This is a genomic window from Rothia similimucilaginosa, assembly GCF_029850875.1.
GTDB lineage: Bacteria > Actinomycetota > Actinomycetes > Actinomycetales > Micrococcaceae > Rothia.
The window spans coordinates 133,125-156,164 of sequence record NZ_JAOVAM010000003.1 but is presented as its reverse complement, the minus strand read 5'-3'; the positions used below and the strand labels follow the sequence as shown (position 1 = coordinate 156,164).

Genomic DNA, 23,040 nt, shown 5'->3' with positions numbered 1-23,040 from the left:
ACTTTTTGTCCCTGATGGGGCAAAAAGTTATGGAATCCGAAGGGCCCGAAGTGGCCTTCGGCGGTGACCTAACGCTGGTACTTTAGCCGGCACAGGTCCACGCATCCGTACGAGGCGGGGGTGGCTACCCATGAGGGGTGACCGCCCCCGCTTTTGTGTGCCCATGCGTCCTGTCCCGGCGACGGAGGCGGTAGAATGGCTCCTTATGGAATGCGTCTATTACCGTGAGAGTCTTTGCCGCTCCTGCACCAACATCGAAACCCTGTACCCCGCGCAGGTGCAGGTGAAGCAGGAGCACGCCCGCGCCCTGCTCGCTAACTACCCGCAGTTGCAGTGGCTGGACCCGGTGACCAGCGCGGAGGCGGGCTTCCGCAACAAGGCGAAGCTCGTGGTGGGTGGTTCGGCGAAGAACCCGACCCTGGGCATCGTGGATTACCGTACGGGCACCTCCACTGATCTTGGAGAATGCCCGCTCTATATGGAGCCGATTCAGGCGGCTATTCCGGTGCTGCGTGAGCTGATTCAGCGTGCGGACCTGACCCCCTATGACATTCCGAACCGTCGTGGTGAGCTGAAGAATATTCTGGTGACTGCTTCGGCTGTGGGTGAGCTGATGGTGCGTTTCGTGCTGCGTTCAAAGAAGCTGATGGTGCCGATTCGCCGCCAGATGGACTGGCTGCAGGAGCAGCTGCCGAACTTGGCGGTGCTGTCGGTGAACCTGCTGCGTGAACCGGTGGCGCGTGTTGAGGGTGATGAGGAGATTATTCTTTCGGAGCGTCAGACTCTGCCAATGCAGGTGAATGACCTGACTCTGCATCTGCGCCCGCAGAGCTTCTTCCAGACAAACACGAAGGTTGCTGAGGCGATGTATGCGCAGGGCCGCGAGTGGGTGCGTGAGGTTGCTCCGCGCTCGCTGTGGGACCTGTACTGTGGTGTGGGCGGTTTTGCCCTACATGCCGCTTCGGTGATGGATGGCGGCTCGGTGACGGGTATTGAGATTAGTGCGGAGGCGGTTGCTTCGGCGCAGCGCACGGTGGCTGAGTACGGTCTGGAGGGCGTGAGTTTTTCGGCTCAGGATGCGCCGGAGTTCGCGGTGTCTTCGGGCACGGTGCCGCAGATGCTGGTGGTGAACCCGCCGCGTCGCGGTATTGGTGAGAGCTTGTGCGCTTGGGTTGAGGGTTCGGGTATTGACCGTGTGGTGTATTCGAGCTGTAACGCGGTGACTTTGGCGAAGGATCTGGAGTGTATGCCCTCGTATGCGCCGGTGCAGGGCCGTGTGTTGGATATGTTCCCGCATACGGACCACTATGAGGTAATGGTGCTGCTACAGAAGCAGTAGCGGCTTATAGACGTGTAGGCGGTGGCGTCTCGGATGGTTGTGTCCGAGGCACCACCGCCTTTTCGTGCCTGCTGTTGGGGCGAGGTTTAGCTCTCCGCTCTTAATTCTGCGCGGCAAGAATACCCGCCGCGTAGGCTGCCTGGCCTACGTGCTGGGCCGCGTCGTCAATCAGGCTGACCAGGCGCACACCGCGAGTTACCGGCGGAGTCCACGAAAGGTCAATAATCTCGCTCAAATCAGCCTCGCTCAGCCTATGTGCGTAGTCGGCGAGCGCTTCGCCGGTTGCCACAAGGTATTCCACCATCAGCGTAGAATTTTCAACCACGATGGAGCGTGCCTGCTCGGCGGTGTGGCCGTAGCCCATGGTGTCGCCGAGCTCGCCCAGGTTGAAACGCTCCCTGAAACCCTGAGTCTTCCAGACCTGCGGCTGACCATTCAGAGCAGAAAGCTGCATATCCATTTGTCGTCCGGCGTGCCAGAGGAGCCAGGCGATAGAGTTCGGGTGCCCGCCCGGGTGGGCGTTGAGCGCCTCGGGGGATAGCCCCTTGACGGCTACGGCGGCTTCGATACCGGGGCGGCTGGCGGCGTCGCGCAGAATCTCGTGGGTTTTCATGGAATCCTCCTGAAGATGACGGCTTCTCATAAGGAACCGGGTAGTTTCAGTCTACGCCCGCGCGGGCTCTGAGGGGTGGCTGTGGAAGGAGAGAGCCGTCTTTGTGTTTATGGCGCACGTCGTAGATATAAAACTTGACGATGTAAGCTTTTACTGCCATAGTTGTACTTGTATCCGATACGGATACAACTAAGGTATGTGGCACACAACCCAGGAGGGGACATGGACACCAAATTCTCGGTAGCACTACACGTCCTAACGATGATCAGCGAAAGCGAAAAAACGCTCAGCTCTGAAGACCTCGCGCGTAGCGTCGGCACCAACGCCAGTTACATTCGCAAAATCATCACCCTTCTCAAAAAGGCAGACATCCTCAGCTCCCAGCGCGGCAAACCCGGCTACCAGCTCACCCGCTCGGCAGAGAACATTAGCCTCCTCGACATCTACCTCGCCGTCCAGGAAAGCAGCAGCATCAACCTCTTCCACACGCACCACAACGCGAACGAAGAATGCCCGGTCGGCGCCCACATCCTCCAGGCGGTCAACCCCATCTTCGAGGAAACCCAAACTAAGCTGGCTCAAGACCTCGCGCAGCGAAGCCTGCGCAACGTCATCACAAACCTCTACACCGCGGCAGGAAAAACCCCTCCCGCATAACCGGCTCAAACACGGCTAAACCCGGCACTAGAACTTACCGAATAACACCACACCCGAAAGGACACCCCATGAAGGCAGCACAGATCGTTTCTTACAACAAGAACAACATCGCCCTCACCGTCACCGATGTACCCGCACCCCGCCCCGGCGCACAGCAGGTACTCGTCAAGATCAGCACCGCAGGCGTCAACCCCCTCGACAACATGATTTCCCGCGGTGAAGTCAAGCTCATCACCCCCTACACACTGCCTCAGATTGCAGGCAACGAAATCGTCGGCCGCGTAGAAGCCCTCGGTGAAGGCGTCACCTCCTTCAAGGTCGGCGAGCGCGTCTTCGCCCGCCTGCCGCTGAACAGCATCGGCGCTTTCGCAGAATACGTAGCCGTGGATGCGGCCGCCCTGGCACGCGTACCCGAATACCTCAGCGACGAAGAAGCGGCAGGCGTTCCCCTGACCGCCCTGACCGTCATGCAGGCATTCGACCTGATGGGTGCCCAGCCCGGCAAGACCATCTTCATCTCCGGCGGTACCGGCGGCGTGGGTGCCATGGCAATTCCCCTGGCAAAGGCAAAGGGCCTGACCGTCATCACTAACGGTAGCGCCTCCGGTAAGGAACGCGTGCTGGGTCTTGGCGCTGACCGCTTCATCGACTACAAGACCGAAAACTACGCTGAAACCCTCAGCGGTATCGACTACGTGCTCGACACCCTCGGCGGCGACGAGACTGAAAAGCAGATGAGCATCATGGCGCCCGGCGGTCAGCTCGTCTCCCTGCGCGGCATGCCCAACAAGGCATTCGCACAGCGCATGGGCATGCCCTTCTGGAAGCAGCTGCTCTTCGGTGCGGCAGGTCGCACCATGGACCGCAAGGCGCAGAAGTACGGCGTGACCTACCACTTCATCTTCGTCGAATCTAACGGCGCGCAGCTGCAGCAGGTTGCTGACATCTTCGCTGAGCGTCAGATTAAGCCCTCCATCGATACTGTCTTCCCCTTCGAAGACGTCAATGCGGCCCTGGACAAGGTCGCTAACGGCCGCTCCAACGGCAAGACCGTTATCTCCTTCGCCTCCTAAGCGCCCCACTCAACGAAAAGAAGAATCATGTCTTACCTCGAAACTCCCACCCGCTACACCACCGTTAATAACCAGGAGATTGCCTACCGAGAACTCGGAGAAGGCAACTCAGACATTCCGTTGGTTATGCTCGTGCACCTCGCCGCCACTATGGACGACTGGGACCCCAAACTACTTGACCTGCTCGCTGAGCGCCAGCACGTAATCGTGATGGATCTGCCCGGCGTGGGTTCTAGCGAAGGTTCTGTTGCGACCACTATCCCCGGTATGGCTCATCAGGCAGCAGAAATTATTCAGGCCCTCGGCTACCAGAAGGTCAACCTGCTGGGCCTGTCCATGGGCGGCATGATCGTTCAGGAAGTTGTACGCGCCTACCCCGCCCTCGTCAACCGCCTGGTGCTGGTTGGCACCGGCCCGCGCGGTGGCGCTGGAATTGATGCCGTCACCGGAACTACCTTCGGCTACATGGCGCGTGCAGCCCGCGAGAAGATCAACCCGAAGCGCTACATTTTCTACACCCACGACGCACATGGCGGTATTGAGGCGCAGCGAGTACTGGACCGTATGGGTGCCCGCACCGAGGCGCACCGCGGTACCCCGATGAAGGTTATCGGATTCCTGCGTCAGCTGGTGGCTATCCGCCGCTGGGGCAAGCAGCAGCAGGACGATATGGCATACATTGCCCAGCCCACCCTCATCGTCAACGGTGAAACCGACATGATGGTGCCCAGCGTCAACTCCTACGATATGCACCGCAAGGTTGCGCAGAGCGAGCTGAAGATTTACCGCCGTTCCGGTCGCGGCGCACTCTTCCAGTACGCAGATGAGTTCGCTGAGGACCTGCTGAAGTTCCTGAGCTAGCCACCTCCTGTGAAGCCCCTACCGTCCTGTGCGGTGCGTCCTGTGCAGTGCGATGGGGGCTTTATTTATGTCCTAGCGGTGGTTGAGGGGGGAGAAAAATATGGAGCGCGGGAATAATACTCATTTCTTCCCGTTGAACTTTGTGAAGACATCATCATCTAAATTTCACAGGAGAATATTATGACCACCCCCGCTCAGTTGCACTTTGACATGGTCGTCATCGGCTTCGGTAAGGGCGGCAAGACCCTCGCCGGAGCATACGCCAAGACTGGCAAGAACGTTGCCGTCATTGAACAGTCCACCGGCATGTACGGTGGCACCTGCATCAACATCGGTTGCGTACCCACCAAGGCGCTCGTACACCGTGCCGACGAGTTCCGTGCCAGCGGTGAGCGTACCCCTGAAGAGGTAAACGCCGCCTACGAATCCGCCGTGGTCTTCCGCGACAAGCTGACCGGCATGATGCGCGCCAAGAACCGCGAGATCCTGCTCTCCAACGAGACTGCCAAGCTCATTGATGGTCACGCACGTTTCATTTCCGACACCGAGGTTGAGGTTACCGCGGGCGAGGACACCCTGCACGTTACCGCCGATTACTTCATTGTCAACACCGGTGCCGTGTCGGTTATCCCGCCGATTGAGGGTATCCACGAATCCGAGCGTGTGCTCACCTCCACCGAGCTGCAGAAGCTCACCCCGCGCCCCAAACGCCTGGGCATTATCGGTGGCGGCCCCATCGGTGTTGAATTCGCCGGTATTTTCTCCTCCTACGGCACTGAGGTGACCATTCTTGACGGCGTACCCGCCCTCTTCGGCCGCTACGATGAGGACGTTGCCCAGGTTGCCCGCGAGATTATTGCAGATCAGGATATTACCGCTCACACCGGCGTACGTGTGCAGTCCTTCAAAGACGGCGCTGACTCGGTGACCGTGACCTACCTCGACTCCGAGGGTGCTACTCAGGAGCTGGAGGTGGACTACGTGATGGTCGCGACCGGCCGCAAACCCGCCACCGAGGGTCTGGGGCTGGAGAACACCAGCATCGAAACCAACGACCGCGGCGCAATCGTCGTGGATGAGCACCTGCGAACCACCGTGCCGAACATTTTCGCGCTCGGTGACGTGAACGGCGGCCCGCAGTTCACCTACATCTCCATGGATGACTACCGCGTGGTGCTTTCCCAGCTGGTTGGTGACGGTTCCCGCTCCACTAAGGACCGTAAGGCAGTGGCTGCAACCATCTACATGAACCCGCCGCTGTCCTCCGTGGGTCTGACTGAGCGTGAGGCAATCGAGGCTGGCCACAAGGTGAAGGTCGCTTCGAAGCCGGTTGCTGCAATTGCTGCGATGCCGCGTGCGAAGACCCAGGAGAACCCGCGCGGCATCATGAAGCTTGTGATTGACGCGCAGAGCGACCAGATTCTGGGTGCCCAGCTGTTGGTCATTGAGTCCATGGAGGTTATTAACCTGGTGGCTCTGGCGATGCGCCACGGCATTACTGCTTCGCAGCTGCGCGATGAGATTTACACTCATCCCTCAATCACTGAGGGCCTGAATGAGGTTCTTGCCGTCGCGGTGCCCGTGAACTAGTTGAACTAGAATCGCGTCTGGAGTCGCGGTTCGTATAGTGTTTCTGCTTGTCTGAGTGCTTCCCTGCCCGTTCCACCCGTTGTGCTGTCAACGGGGGTGCGGGTGGGGAAGCATTTTTGTTAAGGCTCAGATATACCTTGTAGCTAAGCATGCCCTAAGATGGTTATGAGATAAGCGCAAGCTCACTGATTTGGGGGATGTGAGAGGGATCGGAGGAGACTCCCACTCGCTACTACGCCCGCCACAGTGCACCGCCTGCGCCGCGCATACAACCGAAAACCATAGGCACGAACCGGGAGAATCATGGCACTGCCCAAAATCAAGCCCTACACCTACGTTGACCGTGAACACAGCAACCGCGTGAGCTGGACTGTAGACCCCAGCCGCGCTGTACTGCTTGTGCACGACATGCAGGTACACTTCGTGCAAGCCTTCGAAGGAGCTGATCTGGGTGAGGGCAACGCTAACCCGGACGCCCAAATCAACGTTGCTATTCGGAATCTGCGCAGTCTCATTGACGCCGCCCACGCTACTGGAATCCCCGTCTACTACACCGCGCAGCCGCCGCGCCAAAACCCCGAAGACCGCCGCCTGCTCATCGACTTCTGGGGCGACGGCCTGCAGAATGACGAGTCCGCCCGCGTGCTCGACGCACTTGCACCTACCGGCCGCGACACCATGCTGACCAAGTGGCGCTACTCCGCATTCGTGCGCAGCCCCTTCGAGGACCTGCTCAAGGAGTCCGGTCGCGACCAGCTCATTATCGGCGGCGTGTATGCACACATTGGCTGCCTGACCACCGCGCTGGAAGCGTTCATGCGTGATATTCAGCCGTTTATGGTTGCCGATGCGCTCGCTGACTTCTCGGAAGGTGAGCACCGCATGGCGTGTGAGTACGCTTCGGGCCGTTGCGCCCGGGTGCTGAATACCGCCGATGTACTCGCCGACCTACAGACCGCTGAGGAGGCGCACGCATGAGCTGGGTTATTGTGACCGGTGCAAACGGCGGTATTGGTGAGGCAACTGTCCACCAGCTCATTACGAACGGTTATTCGGTATTTGCGGCGGACCTTGCACAGCAACCCATTGCCTCTTTCGCTACCTACGGGGATGCTATCTTCCGCTACCGTGCCGTAGACGTTACCAGCGAAGAGTCCGTTACCACCCTCGCAGAAGCCGTGGCGGCACTCGACGAACCCATCACCGGTGCGGTGCTCGCCGCGGGTATCGCCCACAGCCAGCCGCTGCTGGAAACCAGTTTTGACACCTGGAAGCGCCTGCACGCGGTCAACTCCGACGGCGTGTTCCTGTGCCTGCGCGAATTCGCACGCATCATGATTGACCAGCAGGAGAGCGACCCGGCGAATAGCCGCTCCCTGGTGACGGTCGCCTCCAATGCGGCGCGTGTACCCCGTGCGGAGTTTGGCGCCTACGGTGCGTCCAAGGCGTCGGCGGCACGCGTGAGTTCCAGCTTCGGTCTGCAACTTGCCGCGCACGGTATTCGTGTGAACTCGGTCTGCCCCGGCACCACCCGAACCCCCATGGTGACTGACGCCTGGGAGGGGGAGGACCGTTCCGTTCTACCGGTTGCCGGCAACCCGGAGACCTTCCGCCTGGGCATTCCGCTGCGCCGTATTGCTGATCCAACGGATATTGCCTCGGTGAATGCTTTCCTCATTTCTGAGGCATCACGCCACATCACCATGCAGGAGATTGTCGCCGACGGCGGTGCGACCCTCTAGCGGCACTGATGTGACCGCAATATACCCGCGCCTGCACTGTACTCTATGTGCTTCCGGCGCGAACTCACACACCACTGATAGAAGTACGATGACGAACCTTCCCGACTTTATCTTTGCTACCGGCACTCGCATCCTGCGCGCATCCGGTGCGATGACCCCTGTCACCTTCGATAATGCCCTGGACGAGGCGAAACGCGCCGGTAGTGCCGTCGTGGGCCTGATTCCTTTTGACCCGGATATGCCCGCTTACCTCTTCGTGCCCGAACGCTTGGAGGAGCAGCAGGTACCGGTCCCCGAGCAGACTGTGGCGCTTGCCGAGCCGGTATCTGTCACCGGCCGGCAGAACGACCGGTTCCGTGCCGCCGTGGCGACCGCCGTGGAGCGCATGAAGACGGGTGAGCTGAGCAAGATTGTGCTTTCTCGTATTCTGCGTGCCCGCTACGCACCCGGTGCCCTCAACCTGGAGGCGCTGTATAACAACCTGCGCGCCCAGCAGCGTTCCGCATTCAACTTTGCGGTGCGCCTGCCCGAGGGCGAGCGTGGCATGAGCGGAAGCTACCTGATGGGCGCCTCCCCGGAGCTGGTGTTCCGCACCGAGGGTCGCGCCTTCAAGACCCACCCGCTTGCCGGTAGCGCCCCGCGCATTGCCGAGCCCGGTAGCACCGAGGATGAGGCGATTCGTGACCGCCTGTTTGCCTCGCCGAAGGACCGCGACGAGCATGCCTACGTCATCAACGATATTGCCGAGCGCCTGGCACCCATCGCCGAGGAGCTGAACGTGCCGCAGGTGCCCTCGCTGCTGCAGACCCCTCAGCTTTGGCACCTGGCAACCCCCATTGACGGCGTGCTGAAGGAGGGGTTGACCTGCCTGGACGGTGCCCGCGCGATTCACCCGACTCCCGCGATTTGTGGCGCACCCACTCAGAAGGCTCTGCAGATGATTCGTGAGCTGGAGTCTTTTGATCGCCGCTACTTTGGCGGTCTGGTCGGCTACATGGATGCTGAGGGCAATGGCGAGTGGGCGTTGGTGTTGCGCTGCGCCCAGGTCAGCCCAGATGAGGTGGTGCTGTACGCCGGCGCGGGTATTGTGGCTGAGTCCGATCCGGAGCTGGAACATACGGAGACCGGCACGAAGCTCGGTAGCTTCGGCCGCGCCCTGGGCGTGGATACCCTGGGTGAAGATACCCCGTAGGGTCTGCCTCGAACGCCTTGACGAGGCAGAATACAACGGCCGAATAAAAACAGCAGAATACAACGACTGAACGCGCCCGCTGGCATGGCGGGCGCGTTCAGTCGTTGTATAAATTGTTAGGGGAATGAGCGTGGCTAATCGGTGAGCAGGCGCTTGAGTTCCAGGGGAGTAGCCACCGGCAGAAGCTGAGCCTCAACCTGCGCGGGCTCACCCTCGGTCGGGCTCTCCACCGCCAGGGCGATGAGCATCTTCTGCGTGTGCTCGGGGTTCTCTGCGTCGGGCAGTGCCACGGGAACCCACTGCAGGCTAAAGTTTCGCTCGATAGCTTTGCCGCCCTGATTGCCGCCCTGGGGGGCGCTAAAGGTCGCTTGGGTGGCAACCCTGTCCTGGGTCAGCACACGCAGGGCAGCCGGCTCGGGAACGTCACTGTCCAGAAGGTCCCCCGGAACCTCCTCGTTCATGGCAAGCTCGAGCGCATCTAGCAGCTCATCGGTGAGCTGCAATCGAACCAGGGAGGGCACCACGCTCAGGCCGTGACCGGTCGCCTTGAGCACCGCCTCCTTAGCGGTCCACAGCGCCACAGAAAGCAGATGCAGTACGGGTGCTGGGCGTTCCTGCGCCACCCGCTCATAGAACGCACGTTCTTCATTTGAGAGCGCCAGACGCGCAAAACCGGAGAACAGGCGCGCATCCAGGGTCTCAACATCCACGCCAAGTACTGCCGAGGTGTTACGGCTAAACGCACCAACCACCAGCGGATTCACCTGCGACATATTGAAATTCACGCCCGCAATACGCGGCTTACCGTGCTTCTTGCCGCTGGTGCACAGGGCACAGGAACGATCCACCTCGATCTCAGAAGCGGCACTCGAAGGCACATCCAGACGAGCCGCCGCCATAGCGCGCATGAGCGCCTGAGTGCTCAGATAGCTAACTGCCGCCGTGGAGGTCGGCAACTGCGCCGCATGCTGTTGCTCAGCAAGACCCAGGTAGCTCAACCAGCTAAAACGCAGGGAACCGTACATCGTGCGGGTGAGAAGAGCGAAAATCTGCACACGCTCGCTCGGACGGGCGGTAGGGAGCTCCGGGTGCTGTGCGCTGGGTGTTTTGGGGGCAGAATAGCTCATAGGTTTAGTGTACCCGCCCGGCATTACGGCAAATGGCGCTACGAGGTAGCATGAGGTTGTCCACAGCTGTAACTGCGCGCTACGCACCCTCGCCGCCGGTGCGGTAAAGTCATCTCAGACATCATTACGGACAGCCGCCCGCACGATAGAGCAGCGGCGCAGAAAGAAGGTACCGTGAACAGCATGCAAGAGATTATTGCCGCCGCAGACGGCTCGGCGCTGGGCAACCCCGGACCGGCGGGCTGGGCATGGTATATCGATAACGACCACTGGGCGAGCGGCGGCTGTACGCACGGCACCAACAACATGGGTGAGCTCAAGGCTGTTCTGGACCTGTTCGAGGCAACCGCATCCCGCCCGGAGGCGAAGCTGCGCGTGTACTGCGATAGCCAGTACGTCATTAACTCGCTGACCAAGTGGATGCCCGGCTGGAAGAAGAAGGGCTGGAAGAAGTCTGACGGCAAGCCCGTACTCAACCGCGAGCTTCTGGAGGCGTTAGATCAGGCGCTGACCGGCCGCGATTACGAGTTTATTTGGGTGAAGGGCCATGCGGGTCACGAGCTCAACGAGAAGGCGGACTCCCTGGCAAATGGTGCTGCCCGCGCCTACCAGGAGGGCCGCGAGCCCGCGCACGGTCCCGGCTTTGGAGCCTCTGCTGAACCCGCTACTGCGGCTAAGCCTGTAGAGGCTCCGGCTGTTGATGTTCCGGCTGTTGAAGCCCCGATTGTGAATGCTCCGACTGCGGAACCTGCACTTTCTGACATTGCTCTCTCTGATTCGGCACCCTCTGAGTCTTCTGCGAATGCCCACCTGCCTGTACAGGAATTCACCGCAGCCGAGATTGAGAACGCCCAGCGCGGTATGGAGAGCCTGCGCCTGTCCGGTCTGCTGCGCCCTGCATCCGCGATGAATGCCCCCGATCTGGAAGCGGTCCGCGCCCGTAAGGAACAGTTGGCGCTCGCGGCAGAGCGTGCCGCTGAGCGTGATGCAAAGGCACTGGCGCACCAACAGGAGACCGCTCAGCAGGCATCCAATGGCGCGCAGATGGAAGAAGAGGATGACCTGACCGGCCTGGAAGAGTTCGCGGGCTTGGACCCGAATGATGTTGACCCGGCGGAACTTCTAGGTGAGACGGAAGAACACGCAGAAAATCAGGCGGCAGAGCCTGCCATAGAGCCAGCCGCGATACCCGCACAGACCGTAGAGTCCGCTCAGCCTGTTGCGCATACCCATCCATCTGCACCCGCGCCCGCTGATCCTGCTCCCGCCGCGCTTGCGTTGAACCCTGAGGAGGCCGCCACCACAGAACAGCTACTCGAAAGCCGCGGCTCCGTTATGGAGGCGGCGCAGCTGGAGTCTATGCTGCACGAGCGTCTGGTATGGGTTACCGCCACCGGCAAGTCGGTGTCCCGCTCCTCGGTGCTGCAGTACCGCGAACGCGCCTTCACCCAGCAGGGTGCCCCGCTCAAGCAAGGTGTGCAGGTGTTGGATACTTCTAGTGTGCTGGTCATGGCGGCGGTTGCCACCGCACGCGGCCGCGTGAGCCGTTCGAGCATCTGGCATTACGACGCTGAGCGCGGCCTGTGGCGTCTGCGTTTCCGCCAGGAGACCCCCGCCTCCTAAAGCTGAACTCCTAACGCTCGGCTCCTAAGGATTGGGCTCTTGGATCCAAAGATTTTCGTGCAATAAAGCCCCACCGCATCCTCACTTGCGAGGATGCGGTGGGGCTTTTCTCAATGTTCGCCGACTTCTAGTGAGTCTGGCGGGCGGTGTGCCATGCGGTCGGGACCTTTTAGCCGCCCGATCTACCCGCCTGCCTGCGGGTGGGCTTCTGGGCTTATTGCCCTGACCTCTTAGCCGACGAACATGGAGGCGTTAGCCTGCTCGGTGTCTGCGTAGTTCACACCTGCGCGGGTAAGTGCCTCGTTGATCTGGGTGATGGACGCTTCGACCTGGCGCTGGGTTGCGTGCCACTGGTCCAGAACACCCTGGAAGTTAGCGGATGCAGAGCCGGTCCAGGAGCTCTGCAGGTCGTGTAGGGATGAGGTCATACCGTTGACGTCTGCGGTGATGGATGCGACGTAGGATCGTGCCTGTGCGCTCTTGGCTGCGATGACTTCGGAATCGACATTGAACTGTGCCATGGTTTTTCTCCTTTGAGATATGTGAGATGGGTGGGGCGGTTGCCCCGTGATGGTGCTTGGGCTTTGGATCTCTGGAAGAGTTGAGTTCCTGACCGGAAGCTTGTTATCAATATATCCTTCAAAATGTATCAAATGAGATGAAAAATGATGTTTCGATAAATCTGTGGATAAACCCGCCAGATTCACTCCAGTATCTCGAAAAAATCGAAAACCCTCCTGAAAATGACGCCGCCATGACGTACGCTAGATTGCCCTGCTGTTCTTGAGCCTCGTATCTTCTCCTCACTCACACCGCCGAGAGTTATCGCCTCGCCGCGATATAGTCCCACCTGCAGGGCACACCAAAACCCCCCGAACCGTAGAACACTCAAGTTCTACAATCCGGGGGTTTATGCGTCAGTGTTACTTCATCAGCTGATCGTCCGAGACAGGCGGCGGATAGAACGGCAAAGAAATCACGAAGGTAGCACCGCCACCATCGGTCTCTTCAATATGAATCCTGCCCTCATGCTGCTCAATAATCGCAGCCACAATGGACAGGCCCAGACCCGTACCACCGGTCTCACGCGAACGTGAAGTATCGGTGCGGTAGAAACGCTCGAAGACGCGCTCACGGTCCTCGCCGTGAATACCGGGGCCGTGGTCGCGCACCTCCAGCACGGACAGTGGGAAACCGGGAACCTCTTCGCGCACGCCCACCGCAATCTCCAGGGGAGAACCGTTGGGGGTGTAGCGCATGGCATTGGTCAGTAGGTTCGCCACCACCTGACGCAGACGTGATTCGTCACCGAGCACGATTGCGGAGGTCGGCGCAACCTCTTCGTTCAGGCCCACCAGGGACACTACACGATCGGGTGCCGTAGCGTAGGCGTCGTTACTAGCGTCCACCGCAAGATTGAACAGGTCGAAGGGCGCCAGTTTGGATTCGCGGCGCTCATCAATACGTGCCAGGGTCAGTAGGTCTTCTACGAGCTGGCCCATACGCTTGGACTCCGATTCGATGCGGCTCATCGCGGTAGCGACAGCTTCATCGGTCGGTAGCGCGCCCTGACGGTACAGCTCTGAGTAGCCTCGAATACTGACCAGCGGGGTGCGTAGCTCATGCGAAGCGTCACCCACGAACCGGCGCATTTTGGCTTCGCTCTTCTCGCGGGCTTTGAAGAGCATTTCAATCTGGGTGAGCATCGTGTTCAGTGAAACCGCGAGGTTACCAATCTCATTGCTGGGGTTGTAGTCCTCAATACGCTGAGAGAGGTCACCGGCAGCAATCTTGGCGGCGGTCTGCTCCACGCGAGCCAGCGGCTCGAAGGTGCGGGTCACAATTACCCAGGTCATCGCAATTGCGGAGGCGAGAGTTGCCAAACCAAATGCAAAGGTCAGCACACCCACGAGGGCGACCACCTGGTTCGTTTGCTTCAGCGGCATGGCAATGATGAGGGAGGCCTCCTCCGACAGACCTGACGTGTCGTTGGCTACAATGGGCACGGCGAGCACACGCCAATCGGAGGAGCTGCCCATCGAGTTGACGGTGACCGCCTCCTCGTTTTGCTTGCGAACCTTCTCTTCGGTCCAGCCCTGCAGCACCGGCTCGCTGAACTGTTCGCTGTCCTCAGACTTGAGCGAGTACAGTACGTTGCCATCCTTATCGAGCAGGTACAGGCGGTAGGTGCTCAGGGATTGTTCCTGATTGCCGGAGGGGCGTACGGTCGCCAGCTGCACGAGTGAAGGGGCGCTGCTTTTCATCTCTTCGTCCAACTGATGCACCATCTGGGCGCGCAGAGCGGAAATCGCAACCAGGCTCGTCACCGCAATGGAGAGGGCGATGAGCATGGAAGTGATGAGCACCAGCTGGGTGCGAAGGGAGAGAGACTGGGGAATCCGGTCGAGGGGTTTGAGCGCCACGTTAGCCTCGAGAACCGCGAATCATATAGCCCACACCGCGCTTGGTGTGGATGAGCGGCTCGTGGTTTTCACGGTTGTTGTCAATCTTGCGGCGTAGGTAGGAAATATAGGACTCAACGATGGAGGAGTCGCCATTGAAGTCGTACTCCCACACGTGGTCGAGAATCTGCGCCTTGGACAGTACGCGGTTGGCGTTGAGCATCAGGTAGTGTAGCAGGTTGAACTCGGTGGGGGAGAGGTCAATCTCTTCGTCATCGAGGAACACTTCGTGGGTGTCCACGTTCAGGCTGAGGGCATCAACGCGCAGTACGGCATCATCCTCATCCTGGATACTGCGGCTACGGCGTAGAATGGCGTGGATGCGGGCAATCACCTCGTCGAGAGAGAAGGGCTTGGTGACGTAGTCGTCGCCGCCGACACCCAGACCGGTTACCTTGTCTTCGGTGGCGTCCTTCGCCGTCAAGAAGAGTACGGGGGTGGTGGTGCCGTTTTCGCGTAGGCGGCGCGTCACCTCGAAACCGTCCATGCCGGGCATCATGACGTCCAGGACAATGAGGTCGGGGTTTTCGGCGTGTGCCTTTTCGAGGGCTTCGCGGCCGTTACCGGCGGTAACTACTTCAAAACCGGCAAAACGCAGGGAGGTGGCGAGCAATTCAAGAATGTTGAACTCGTCATCGACGACTAGGAGTTTTGCTTCAGCAGACATACTCTATCTTTCTCTCTGAATGGCAGGCTGTACTTGATAAGTGAATGATGCGTGTGAGCTTGAGGCTCGAATCTCTATGCCTTGTTGCGGCGCATGACCGACAAGAACAGTGCAGCCATGAGTGCAATAAAAGCGACGGGTAGGAGGACCAGCGGAATCTGGCTCATGAGGGCGGGCGGCGTTGCCCCAACCCACTTCATCGCGAGCATGGCAACTCCGGTGAGCAGACAAAGCAGGGCGAGAATCGCGCCGCCTGCACCGAGCCAGCGGATGGCTCCGGCATAGGGCAGGGATATAGGGGTCTGCTCTGCAGTGTTGTGCTTGTCCTGTGCGGGTTCATTACTCATGGATTTAACGGTATCAGCTCACACATAGCTGTTCGTGGGCGAATCCCCAGATTTAGCGGTTTGAGACCCAAATTCACCCAAATTCACAGTGTATGTGAAGCTTGGGGGAGCGGCCACACTGTTTGTGCACCCGAGATGCTTTAATAGGGGTATGTCTGAACAGGTTATTGAACTGCTCCCCGAAACTACACCCGCTACTAACGCGCCCGCAGAGTCCGCTGTGCCTTCTGCCGCGTCTGAGAGTGCTGACGAGGGTAGCGCTGTACCTGCTGAGACTCAGCCCTCCGTGAACGCTGAGGAGCCTGAGGTGGCTGGGACGCCTGCGAAAGAATCTACTTCCGAGGAATCCGCTGCCGAAGAAACTGAACAGGACGAAGATTCCACCCCCGACCCCTTCACCCCGCTGGATGAAGAGGTAGGGGCCCCCTCCCTGGGTGTTCCGCACAAGCTGCGCCGCACCTCTAAGGTGGATGAGATTCTTGCCGCCGCTAAGGATGTAGCACTGCAGGGTGTGCGAGAAATCGCCCCTGCACACGCTATCGGTCTGGTTCACCATGTGCGCGCCGAGGAAGAGCGCTTGAGCACTCACCTGTTTGAGTGCACCCTGCCCGGTTACCGTGGCTGGTTCTGGTTTGCGACCCTCTCGCGTGCGCCTCGCTCCCGCGTGGCAACGATCTGTGAGGTAGGCCTGCTGCCCGGTGATGATGCGCTCATCGCGCCAGATTGGGTTCCGTGGGCTGACCGCGTTCGCCCGGAAGACCTGGAGGAGAACGCCGCGCAGGAGAACGCAGAATCTGATGCAACTACTGAGGAATCTGCTGAGTCCGGTGAGCCCGTAGAGAACAACTCGGCGGAGAAGGAAACCACGCAGAACGCTTCTGCTGCGGAGGAAATTGCCGAGGCTGAGTCCGCAGAGTAGAGCCTACTGTCCACTCCTCTTAATAAAGGGTGGGATAACAAAATGTATATATAAGGTGTTGTATTGAGTCGTCCAATGGTTATTGTTGGGCGACTCAATGACTTAAGCCGTGGCAAAAGCCGCTGAAAAAGTACATAATAGATTATTGAATAAGTAACGACTTAGGCAGTGCTATCTAAGCACTGTTGTGGTGATAGCTGGGAGAGATATATGACAGACCTCATCGATACTACAGAGATGTATTTGCGCACCATCCTCGAACTGGAGGAAGAGGGCATTGTCCCCATGCGTGCGCGCATCGCTGAACGACTCGAGCACTCCGGCCCGACCGTTTCCCAGACTGTGGCGCGTATGGAGAAGCACGGCCTGCTCACAGTTGAGCCGGATCGCCACCTCGAACTGACTGAGGAAGGTCGCCACAAGGCTGTTGAGGTGATGCGTAAGCACCGCCTAGCTGAGCGCCTGCTCTCCGATATTATTGGTCTGGAACTTGAGTACGTGCACGAAGAGGCATGCCGCTGGGAGCATGTCATGAGTGACAAGGTGGAGAAGCGCATCCTGGAGATGCTCAAGGACCCCAAGTTCTCGCCGTACGGTAACGCTATCCCCGGCCTGGAGTATTTGGGTCATACTAGCGAGAAGAATGACGAGCGCACCGTACCCATGTCCCTGGCTGCACGTGACTCCGGTCCCGAGGATCGTTTCACCGTTTCTCGCTTCCCCGAGTCCATTCAGACTGACGTTGAGCTGCTGAAACTGCTGGCTGACGCAGGTATTGTCTACGGCGCTTCGGTGTCCGTGGTTGCTGGCCAGAACAATGATGTGATTGTTCACGCCGATGGTGAAGAGGACACCCTCTCCCTGGATATGGACGTGGCAAACGCAATTGTGGTCAAGCGCGGTGGCAGCCTCTAAGCTCCAGTTTTGAGAGTCTACTAACCCGCTTCACGCTTTAAACGGTGGTATCGCCTTCTTACTTGAGGAGGCGGTACCACCGTTTTTTGTGCCGTTGCTTCCCGAGAACTGACTTTGTCTAGATAGTGACGATTTAGCTCAATAATTGGCGCAAAACGCCGTATATACGGGAAGAAATGGGCAAAAGCGGAGGAATGCGGCGTATTCGGGCTACAAAAGGTGAATTAAACGGCGTGTATCAGTGGTGCAGACCACTCTCGCGTGAGCGAGCATATACTCCTCTCATAACTCTTTGGCAGCTGTGCTTGAGTGCATTTTTCGTGGTTTTCGCTTAAATCTGAAGTTGAAACTGAGGGACAAGCCGGTTTCTGGGTGGGTAATGGGGGGGTAAAACCTTAAGAGACGAGGTTCATTTTTATGAGTTTTGAACCACGTCCTTAAGGTGCGGTGTGCGTTAAAAGCGAATGTGTATCCTTGTGAAATACCTAGTCAAATGCCTTAAATTAATTAATTGCCCGCAAATAAGCGGGGTTCTGACCGCCCAAACTCGCTCCGTTCCACCGGGGGAGAAAGCTCAAAATTTAAGTCCAAATGAGGTGACAACTGGGAGTTTTCTGTGTATTCTCGATTTGTGCCAAAATCCTCATCGTAAGAGGGCACCGTCGGAGCGGTTCCGCTGAGTTCTGCCAACGCTTCGATGTAACGTCTACCCAATATGGCAGAAGCGGGGGACCCAATCCCCAAGCTGGGATACGGCTTCTCAATCGAGAAGCCTCGGGGCTAAGTCACTTCGGTGGCCGAGCGAATCCATGCTCGAGTCCGACAGCTCACCTCGTCAGGCAATGGAGGAATTACCAATGGCTAAGAAGATCGTACGTACCGCAGGTGCAACCATTGCTGCAGGCGCACTCCTGCTCGGCGCAACCGTTCCCGCGAACGCATTCGCACAGATTCCGGCTGCTGCTGATCTGTCCTACGACTACACCAACTACGAGTTCGATTACACCAGCTACAACACCCCCGCAACCACCTATGTTGCACCCCAGGCTGAGAACCAGCAGGCTTACGTTGCACCCGCTGCAGCTCCGGCACCCGCAGCTTCCTCCGCTTCCACCGGTAACGCATCTCGCGATGCAATCGTTGCAACCGCAATGAGCGGACTGGGTGGCGCATACGTTTGGGGCGGCAAGACCTTCGGTGCATGGGACTGCTCCGGCTTCACCTCCTGGGTTTTTGCTCAGCACGGCATCAAGCTGACCGCTTTCACCTACGCAATGAAGAACGAGCTGCGCCCGACCGCTAACCCCCAGCCCGGCGACATCGTCTTCCAGAACGGCTACAGCCACGTTGGTATCTACCTGGGCAACGGCAAGATGATTTCCGCTCTGAACCCCACCAACGGTACCCTGGTACACCCCACCTCCTGGATGTCCGTTGACGGCTACTACACCGCTCTCTAAGCCTTAGCGCATAAGAGCTGGGTCTAGCCCAACATACTTCAAAATGGCGCCCACCCCATATGGGGTGGGCGCCATTTGCATACCCGAGAGATTCCGTGACAATACCGTCGAGAGTGCATCTTAACGTGGGTGCATTCTCAGCTGTATGCGGCTAGGATATCAGAGCTTGCAGAAGCCTCTGCGGCTCCTGCTCCCACTCGCTGAGCTCAGCACGCAGATTAGCCTGCGCGGGCTCCTCCCAGAGCTGTAGAGCCTGTTCGGAGAGGAAGATGCGCTCGCGGCCCAGGATGGAACGCAGGAAGGTCGTACGACCGGTACGGAACGCCTCATCGTCAAAATGGGAGTACTCGCTACGCACTCCGCGCAGGTAACGGCGGTAGCGTGCCGAATCAGCTGCCAGGATAGCCATATCGGCATCGAGGAAGAGCTCAATATCGGCCGGTTCATAGCCCGCCGGTAGATCGGCAGACTTGGGAAGCTTGTGGGTTGCCGTGGCACGCACCAGAAGGCTCACCATCTGCAGCTCGTGCTCGGTGAGTAGACCCGCGGTAACTAGCGGCTTCAGGGAGGCGCTCGCTAGCTGCTCGCTGCGGCGCTCATCATCACCCGGTGTGCCCTCATAGACCGCGTCGTGGAACCACGCCGCCAGAATCAATGCCAGGGGGGTAGAACCTGCCTGGGCGCGATGTGCGTGGAGGCGGTCCAGATCGGTGAGCATCTGTGAAAGGTGCCCGCTGTGGTGGTAGGCTCGGTGCGGCTGTTCCCACGCATGAAGCATGCTCTCACCCAGTTCCACCACCTGCGCCGTGAGTTGAGCCCGTAGCTCGGTAGGAGCCTCCACACGCTTGAGACGGGGAGTAAACGCCGCCTCCCAGGCGCGAAGCAGACGCGGGCGAATCTTCTCGGGGCGCTCCTTCAGGGGAATCCACAGACCGCTCGCAATGAGCGTGCGAGTCAGCTGCGCGCCACTGAGTTCCTTCGCACCTGCCCGTACTAGATCCTTGTAGAGGTGTGCTGGAACATCATAGTGGTCGCGGTCGAAGGCGCGCTCACTGATGTCACCAGCTGCGGCGAATTTGTGCAGTTCCGTCAGTGAGACATCGGAGATGAGGTGTGAGAAGACGGTGCCGTGTGCGGGCCAGGTGGGCGGGTCAATGTAGATGCTCATTTGTACATTGTAGGAGTGGTTCTGCCGCCGGAAGCGGGTGTCTTCGGGTGGCGAACACGGGTTGGGACAGGGGAATAGCGCGGCGTGACAACCGGTGGATGCTGGCGGCTTGGGCGGGCTATGCGGACTCGCGGTGCGGGGTGCTTTATACTGGATAGGTACGCCCTCGTAGCTCAGGGGATAGAGCACTTCTCTCCTAAAGAAGGTGTCGGACGTTCGAATCGTCTCGGGGGCACACAGAACCGGTAGTCACACCGGTACGAGAAAACCGCCCGTCGCTTGCATTAGCAGGCGCGGGCGGTTTCTCTGTTTCTGCTCGAATGATGGAGTGGCGGGTGACTGAACGGGTGGGAGCTGCGGAGTAAATGCGGTAGCATGGAATATCGAACGTGTATTCTAGGCAGCGAGGTAGATGATGAGCGACAAGCCCGAACAGCAGAAGCAGCCCTTCACCGAACAGGATGGCCTGTTCGCCGCCGAACTTGTCACCCCCGCAGCACCGGTAGTGGATGATGAGCCGCCCTTCGACCCCTACTACGATGTACCTCCTGCCGAGGATGACTACCACGCCCCTGCCATGGATGCTCCGATGATGGAGGCACACGCCCAGGACGTACCCGTCGCACCCGCAGCCTTCACCGCCGCAGATCCGCTCGGTGACTTCATGCCGCCCGCCTACCGTGTCGGCGGCTACGGCGAGGACTTCGACCCCGCTGACCCCTATAACGAACGCACCCACAGCCTCAACGCTGTGGATCCCGCCTCCCTCACCGCCGGGCTCAATGAACGGCAGGAAGAAGCCGTGTTGCACTCTGGGTCGCCCCTGCTCATCGTCGCGGGCGCCGGCTCCGGCAAGACCCGCGTGCTCACCCACCGCATCGCTTACCTGCTCGCAACCCACCGCGCGACCCCCGGCCAGATCCTCGCTATCACATTCACCAACAAGGCTGCCGCCGAAATGCGTGAACGTATTGAGGCGCTGGTCGGCCCGCGCGCCAAGCACATGTGGATTTCTACTTTCCACAGCTTCTGCGTGCGCGTGCTGCGCCGTGAGGCCGCCGCCCTGGGTCTGAAGTCCACCTTCACCATCTACGATTCGACCGACTCGCAGCGCCTGCTGAGCCTGATCATTAAAGAGCTCAACCTGGACACCAAGAAGTTCACCGCCAAGGCCGTGGGCAACCGCATCTCCGCGCTGAAGAACGAGCTGGTCAGCGCCGAAGTGTATGCCTCCCGCGTGGCTAGCGATAACCCATACGAGAAGACTATCTCGCAGATTTATACCGTCTACACGCAACGTCTGCGTGCCGCCAATTCCCTCGACTTTGACGACCTGATTGGCCGCACCGTCTTTTTGCTCAAGAAGTTCCCCGAAATCGCGAACTACTATCGCCGCAAGTTCCGCCACGTCCTCGTAGATGAGTACCAGGACACCAACCACGCCCAGTACCAGCTGGTGCGTGAACTGGTTGGCGCCCATGCGAAGGCACCGGCTGACCGCGGCCCCTACCCGGACGCCGTGCCCCCTGCCGAGCTGACCGTGGTGGGTGACTCCGACCAGTCCATCTACGCCTTCCGTGGTGCGGATATCCGCAATATCACGGACTTTGAGAAGGACTACCCGAACGCCCACACGATTCTGCTGGAACAGAACTACCGTTCCACGCAGAACATCCTCTCCGCGGCGAACGCGGTCATTGAACGCAACCCCGACCGTCGCCCCAAGAAGCTGTGGACCGCCTCCGGTGCGGGCACGAAAATCATCGGTTACGTCGCTGAATCCGAGCACGCCGAGGCACGCTACATCACCCGCGAAATTGATCGCCTTGCCGATGAGCACGGCGTGCAGCCAGGTGACGTCGCTATCTTTTACCGCACCAATGCGCAGTCCCGAACCCTTGAGGACATGCTCATGCGCGCCGGCCTGCCCTACCGGGTAGTCGGTGGCACCCGATTCTACGAGCGTAAGGAAATCAAGGACGCCCTGGCGTACCTGCGCGCCCTGAGCAACCCCGACGATGACGTGAACGTGCGCCGCATCCTGAACGAGCCCAAGCGCGGTATCGGTGCCAAGTCTGAGTCCGTGGTGGCGGAGTACGCGAGTGCAAACCGCATCTCCTTCTACACCGCCGCACGCCAGGCGGCCGACATCCCCGGCCTGGGCGCCGCTGCCGTGAAGAAGTACGCCGAATTCGTGCGTCTCATGGACGATTTGGCGCAGATTGCCCGTACCGAGCCCGCCGCAACCTGCCTGGAAGCGGTTCTGGAGCAGACCGGGTACCTTGCAGCTTTGCGTGCCTCCAAGGACATTCAGGACGAATCGCGCGTGGAGAACCTCTCTGAGCTGCTCGACGCCATGGTCGAGTTCGAGACCGAGAACCCCGGCGCTGACCTGGAGCAGTTCCTTGAACACGTGGCTCTGGTCGCCGATGCCGACTCGATCCCGAACCGCCCCGCCAGTGCGGAGGGTGAGAACGCTTCCGCCGCGCAGATTGCTGCCGAGGCAGCTGAGGCGAAGGCACAGGGTATGGTCACCCTCATGACCCTGCACACCGCCAAGGGTCTGGAGTTCCCGGTGGTGTTCCTGACCGGAATGGAGCACGGCCTGTTCCCGCATCAGCGTGCCCTGACCGACGAGAAGGAAATGAGCGAGGAGCGCCGCCTGGCATACGTGGGTCTGACCCGCGCCATGGAGCGCCTGTACCTGACCCGCTCTGAGACCCGCACCATGTGGGGTAAGAGCCAGTTCAACCCGCCTTCACCCTTCCTGGAGGAAATTCCGGAGGAGCTCATCGAATGGAAGCGTACCGCCGGTTTCTCGGGCTTTGGTGCCTCCGGTATGGGCGCGTATGGCGCTCGCGGTGGCGGTTCCTACGGCGGCAGCTCCTACGGTAGCTCGTATGGTGGCGGCTATTCGGGTGGTTCTCGTTCCGGCTACGGTTCCGGTGGTTACAGCTCCGGTAGTTCGCGTGGCTCCTACGACCCCTACGATTCTCGCCCCGCAGGCCGTTCTGAGCCGTCCACCGCGGATATTAACGGCTCGGCAAGCTACGGGCTGGCGGCGGCTGCCTCCTCGAAGGTGACGAACCGTTCCCGCGTGCACCAGAGCAAGGAAATCCCGACTCTGGCGGTCGGCGATACCGTGCGACACACCAAGTTCGGTGAGGGCCGCGTGCTCGCCGTTGAGGGTAGCGGCGATAAGACTGTGGCGAAAGTTCGCTTCGGTTCGGAAGAGAAGCGCTTGCTACTGCGTTACGCGCCGCTGGAGAAGGTGAGCTAACGCGT

20 protein-coding genes, 1 tRNA gene and 1 riboswitch are annotated in these 23,040 nt (G+C 59.6%); of the genes, 14 read left to right on the top strand and 7 right to left on the bottom strand.

Translation table 11 applies throughout. From position 1 onward, the window contains the following. The first annotated feature begins 205 nt into the window (after window positions 1-205). Entirely contained in the window at window positions 206-1,339 is a 1,134-nt protein-coding gene (gene rlmC / locus QFX05_RS03485) for a 23S rRNA (uracil(747)-C(5))-methyltransferase RlmC (protein ID WP_279741068.1), read from the top strand. Window positions 1,340-1,439: 100 nt separating this feature from the next. Here the strand turns inward: rlmC and QFX05_RS03480 are convergent, their stop codons facing one another. Continuing rightward, on the bottom strand, window positions 1,440-1,952 hold the full coding sequence (locus tag QFX05_RS03480) for a mycothiol transferase (protein WP_279740963.1): 513 nt from the start codon (window positions 1,950-1,952) through the stop codon (window positions 1,440-1,442). 222 nt (window positions 1,953-2,174) lie between these two features. Between QFX05_RS03480 and QFX05_RS03475 the strand changes: the two genes are divergently transcribed. From QFX05_RS03475 to QFX05_RS03445, 7 genes are all read left to right on the top strand, one after another. Continuing rightward, complete coding sequence (locus QFX05_RS03475; protein ID WP_279740961.1) at window positions 2,175-2,609, top strand: Rrf2 family transcriptional regulator; 435 nt, start codon at window positions 2,175-2,177, stop codon at window positions 2,607-2,609. Between the two features lie 68 nt (window positions 2,610-2,677). After that, on the top strand, window positions 2,678-3,682 hold the full coding sequence (locus QFX05_RS03470; protein ID WP_279740959.1) for an NADP-dependent oxidoreductase: 1,005 nt from the start codon (window positions 2,678-2,680) through the stop codon (window positions 3,680-3,682). A gap of 27 nt (window positions 3,683-3,709) precedes the next feature. Further along, entirely contained in the window at window positions 3,710-4,543 is an 834-nt protein-coding gene (locus tag QFX05_RS03465; RefSeq protein WP_279740957.1) for an alpha/beta fold hydrolase, read from the top strand. 180 nt (window positions 4,544-4,723) lie between these two features. Further along, the gene (locus QFX05_RS03460; protein ID WP_279740955.1) at window positions 4,724-6,133 is read left to right on the top strand and encodes an FAD-dependent oxidoreductase; all 1,410 of its coding nucleotides are present in this window, start codon (window positions 4,724-4,726) and stop codon (window positions 6,131-6,133) included. Window positions 6,134-6,436: 303 nt separating this feature from the next. Beyond that, on the top strand, window positions 6,437-7,111 hold the full coding sequence (locus QFX05_RS03455) for an isochorismatase family protein (RefSeq protein WP_279740953.1): 675 nt from the start codon (window positions 6,437-6,439) through the stop codon (window positions 7,109-7,111). Continuing rightward, window positions 7,108-7,875: an SDR family oxidoreductase gene (locus tag QFX05_RS03450; RefSeq protein ID WP_279740951.1), complete on the top strand. Its 768-nt coding sequence runs from the start codon at window positions 7,108-7,110 to the stop codon at window positions 7,873-7,875. The genes QFX05_RS03455 and QFX05_RS03450 overlap by 4 nt, the downstream gene beginning before the upstream one ends. Before the next feature lie 88 nt (window positions 7,876-7,963). Further along, window positions 7,964-9,067 carry an isochorismate synthase gene (locus QFX05_RS03445; protein ID WP_279740950.1) on the top strand — a complete coding sequence of 368 codons (1,104 nt, stop codon included), beginning with the start codon at window positions 7,964-7,966 and terminating at the stop codon, window positions 9,065-9,067. 134 nt (window positions 9,068-9,201) lie between these two features. Here the strand turns inward: QFX05_RS03445 and QFX05_RS03440 are convergent, their stop codons facing one another. Further along, window positions 9,202-10,194, bottom strand: a complete 993-nt coding sequence (locus tag QFX05_RS03440) for a 4'-phosphopantetheinyl transferase family protein (RefSeq protein WP_279740949.1) — start codon at window positions 10,192-10,194, stop codon at window positions 9,202-9,204. 183 nt (window positions 10,195-10,377) lie between these two features. Here QFX05_RS03440 and QFX05_RS03435 point away from each other — a divergent pair, with 183 nt between their 5' ends. Beyond that, window positions 10,378-11,817, top strand: coding sequence for an RNase H family protein (locus tag QFX05_RS03435; protein ID WP_279741066.1), 1,440 nt, complete (start codon window positions 10,378-10,380; stop codon window positions 11,815-11,817). Between the two features lie 230 nt (window positions 11,818-12,047). Here QFX05_RS03435 and QFX05_RS03430 read toward each other — a convergent pair whose 3' ends face one another. The 4 genes from QFX05_RS03430 to QFX05_RS03415 all read right to left on the bottom strand — a co-directional run bounded on the left by QFX05_RS03430 (window position 12,048) and on the right by QFX05_RS03415 (window position 15,293). Continuing rightward, complete coding sequence (locus QFX05_RS03430) at window positions 12,048-12,338, bottom strand: WXG100 family type VII secretion target (RefSeq protein ID WP_279740947.1); 291 nt, start codon at window positions 12,336-12,338, stop codon at window positions 12,048-12,050. 402 nt (window positions 12,339-12,740) lie between these two features. After that, entirely contained in the window at window positions 12,741-14,240 is a 1,500-nt protein-coding gene (locus QFX05_RS03425) for a sensor histidine kinase (RefSeq protein WP_279740946.1), read from the bottom strand. A gap of 1 nt (window position 14,241) precedes the next feature. Further along, window positions 14,242-14,946 (bottom strand): response regulator transcription factor, encoded by a 705-nt coding sequence (locus QFX05_RS03420; RefSeq protein WP_279740944.1) that lies wholly within the window; start codon window positions 14,944-14,946, stop codon window positions 14,242-14,244. Window positions 14,947-15,020: 74 nt separating this feature from the next. After that, a complete protein-coding gene (locus QFX05_RS03415) occupies window positions 15,021-15,293 on the bottom strand; it encodes a hypothetical protein (protein ID WP_279740943.1) in 273 nt (90 codons plus the stop codon). A gap of 151 nt (window positions 15,294-15,444) precedes the next feature. On the opposite strand from QFX05_RS03415, the gene QFX05_RS03410 reads away from it, so the two are divergent. The 3 genes from QFX05_RS03410 to QFX05_RS03400 all read left to right on the top strand — a co-directional run bounded on the left by QFX05_RS03410 (window position 15,445) and on the right by QFX05_RS03400 (window position 18,587). Beyond that, window positions 15,445-16,212, top strand: a complete 768-nt coding sequence (locus QFX05_RS03410; RefSeq protein WP_279740941.1) for a DUF3027 domain-containing protein — start codon at window positions 15,445-15,447, stop codon at window positions 16,210-16,212. 210 nt (window positions 16,213-16,422) lie between these two features. Further along, window positions 16,423-17,127 (top strand): metal-dependent transcriptional regulator, encoded by a 705-nt coding sequence (locus tag QFX05_RS03405; RefSeq protein WP_279740940.1) that lies wholly within the window; start codon window positions 16,423-16,425, stop codon window positions 17,125-17,127. Window positions 17,128-17,824: 697 nt separating this feature from the next. Beyond that, a riboswitch (cyclic di-AMP (ydaO/yuaA leader) is annotated at window positions 17,825-17,984 on the top strand. Next, complete coding sequence (locus QFX05_RS03400; protein ID WP_279740939.1) at window positions 17,985-18,587, top strand: C40 family peptidase; 603 nt, start codon at window positions 17,985-17,987, stop codon at window positions 18,585-18,587. Between the two features lie 151 nt (window positions 18,588-18,738). Here QFX05_RS03400 and QFX05_RS03395 read toward each other — a convergent pair whose 3' ends face one another. Further along, on the bottom strand, window positions 18,739-19,755 hold the full coding sequence (locus tag QFX05_RS03395) for a DUF4031 domain-containing protein (RefSeq protein WP_279740937.1): 1,017 nt from the start codon (window positions 19,753-19,755) through the stop codon (window positions 18,739-18,741). Window positions 19,756-19,917: 162 nt separating this feature from the next. On the opposite strand from QFX05_RS03395, the gene QFX05_RS03390 reads away from it, so the two are divergent. Both QFX05_RS03390 and QFX05_RS03385 read left to right on the top strand, forming a co-directional pair. Then, window positions 19,918-19,990 (top strand) — tRNA-Arg (locus tag QFX05_RS03390). A gap of 177 nt (window positions 19,991-20,167) precedes the next feature. Continuing rightward, the gene (locus QFX05_RS03385; protein WP_279740934.1) at window positions 20,168-23,035 is read left to right on the top strand and encodes a UvrD-helicase domain-containing protein; all 2,868 of its coding nucleotides are present in this window, start codon (window positions 20,168-20,170) and stop codon (window positions 23,033-23,035) included. Window positions 23,036-23,040: the final 5 nt, after the last annotated feature.

Coding starts and splice junctions, on each gene's coding strand:
- rlmC (WP_279741068.1), top strand. CDS start 206: ATGGAATGCGTCTATTACCGTGAGAGTCTTTGCCGCTCCTGCACCAAC.
- QFX05_RS03480 (WP_279740963.1), bottom strand. CDS start 1,952: ATGAAAACCCACGAGATTCTGCGCGACGCCGCCAGCCGCCCCGGTATC.
- QFX05_RS03475 (WP_279740961.1), top strand. CDS start 2,175: ATGGACACCAAATTCTCGGTAGCACTACACGTCCTAACGATGATCAGC.
- QFX05_RS03470 (WP_279740959.1), top strand. CDS start 2,678: ATGAAGGCAGCACAGATCGTTTCTTACAACAAGAACAACATCGCCCTC.
- QFX05_RS03465 (WP_279740957.1), top strand. CDS start 3,710: ATGTCTTACCTCGAAACTCCCACCCGCTACACCACCGTTAATAACCAG.
- QFX05_RS03460 (WP_279740955.1), top strand. CDS start 4,724: ATGACCACCCCCGCTCAGTTGCACTTTGACATGGTCGTCATCGGCTTC.
- QFX05_RS03455 (WP_279740953.1), top strand. CDS start 6,437: ATGGCACTGCCCAAAATCAAGCCCTACACCTACGTTGACCGTGAACAC.
- QFX05_RS03450 (WP_279740951.1), top strand. CDS start 7,108: ATGAGCTGGGTTATTGTGACCGGTGCAAACGGCGGTATTGGTGAGGCA.
- QFX05_RS03445 (WP_279740950.1), top strand. CDS start 7,964: ATGACGAACCTTCCCGACTTTATCTTTGCTACCGGCACTCGCATCCTG.
- QFX05_RS03440 (WP_279740949.1), bottom strand. CDS start 10,194: ATGAGCTATTCTGCCCCCAAAACACCCAGCGCACAGCACCCGGAGCTC.
- QFX05_RS03435 (WP_279741066.1), top strand. CDS start 10,378: ATGCAAGAGATTATTGCCGCCGCAGACGGCTCGGCGCTGGGCAACCCC.
- QFX05_RS03430 (WP_279740947.1), bottom strand. CDS start 12,338: ATGGCACAGTTCAATGTCGATTCCGAAGTCATCGCAGCCAAGAGCGCA.
- QFX05_RS03420 (WP_279740944.1), bottom strand. CDS start 14,946: ATGTCTGCTGAAGCAAAACTCCTAGTCGTCGATGACGAGTTCAACATT.
- QFX05_RS03415 (WP_279740943.1), bottom strand. CDS start 15,293: ATGAGTAATGAACCCGCACAGGACAAGCACAACACTGCAGAGCAGACC.
- QFX05_RS03410 (WP_279740941.1), top strand. CDS start 15,445: ATGTCTGAACAGGTTATTGAACTGCTCCCCGAAACTACACCCGCTACT.
- QFX05_RS03405 (WP_279740940.1), top strand. CDS start 16,423: ATGACAGACCTCATCGATACTACAGAGATGTATTTGCGCACCATCCTC.
- QFX05_RS03400 (WP_279740939.1), top strand. CDS start 17,985: ATGGCTAAGAAGATCGTACGTACCGCAGGTGCAACCATTGCTGCAGGC.
- QFX05_RS03395 (WP_279740937.1), bottom strand. CDS start 19,755: ATGAGCATCTACATTGACCCGCCCACCTGGCCCGCACACGGCACCGTC.
- QFX05_RS03385 (WP_279740934.1), top strand. CDS start 20,168: ATGATGAGCGACAAGCCCGAACAGCAGAAGCAGCCCTTCACCGAACAG.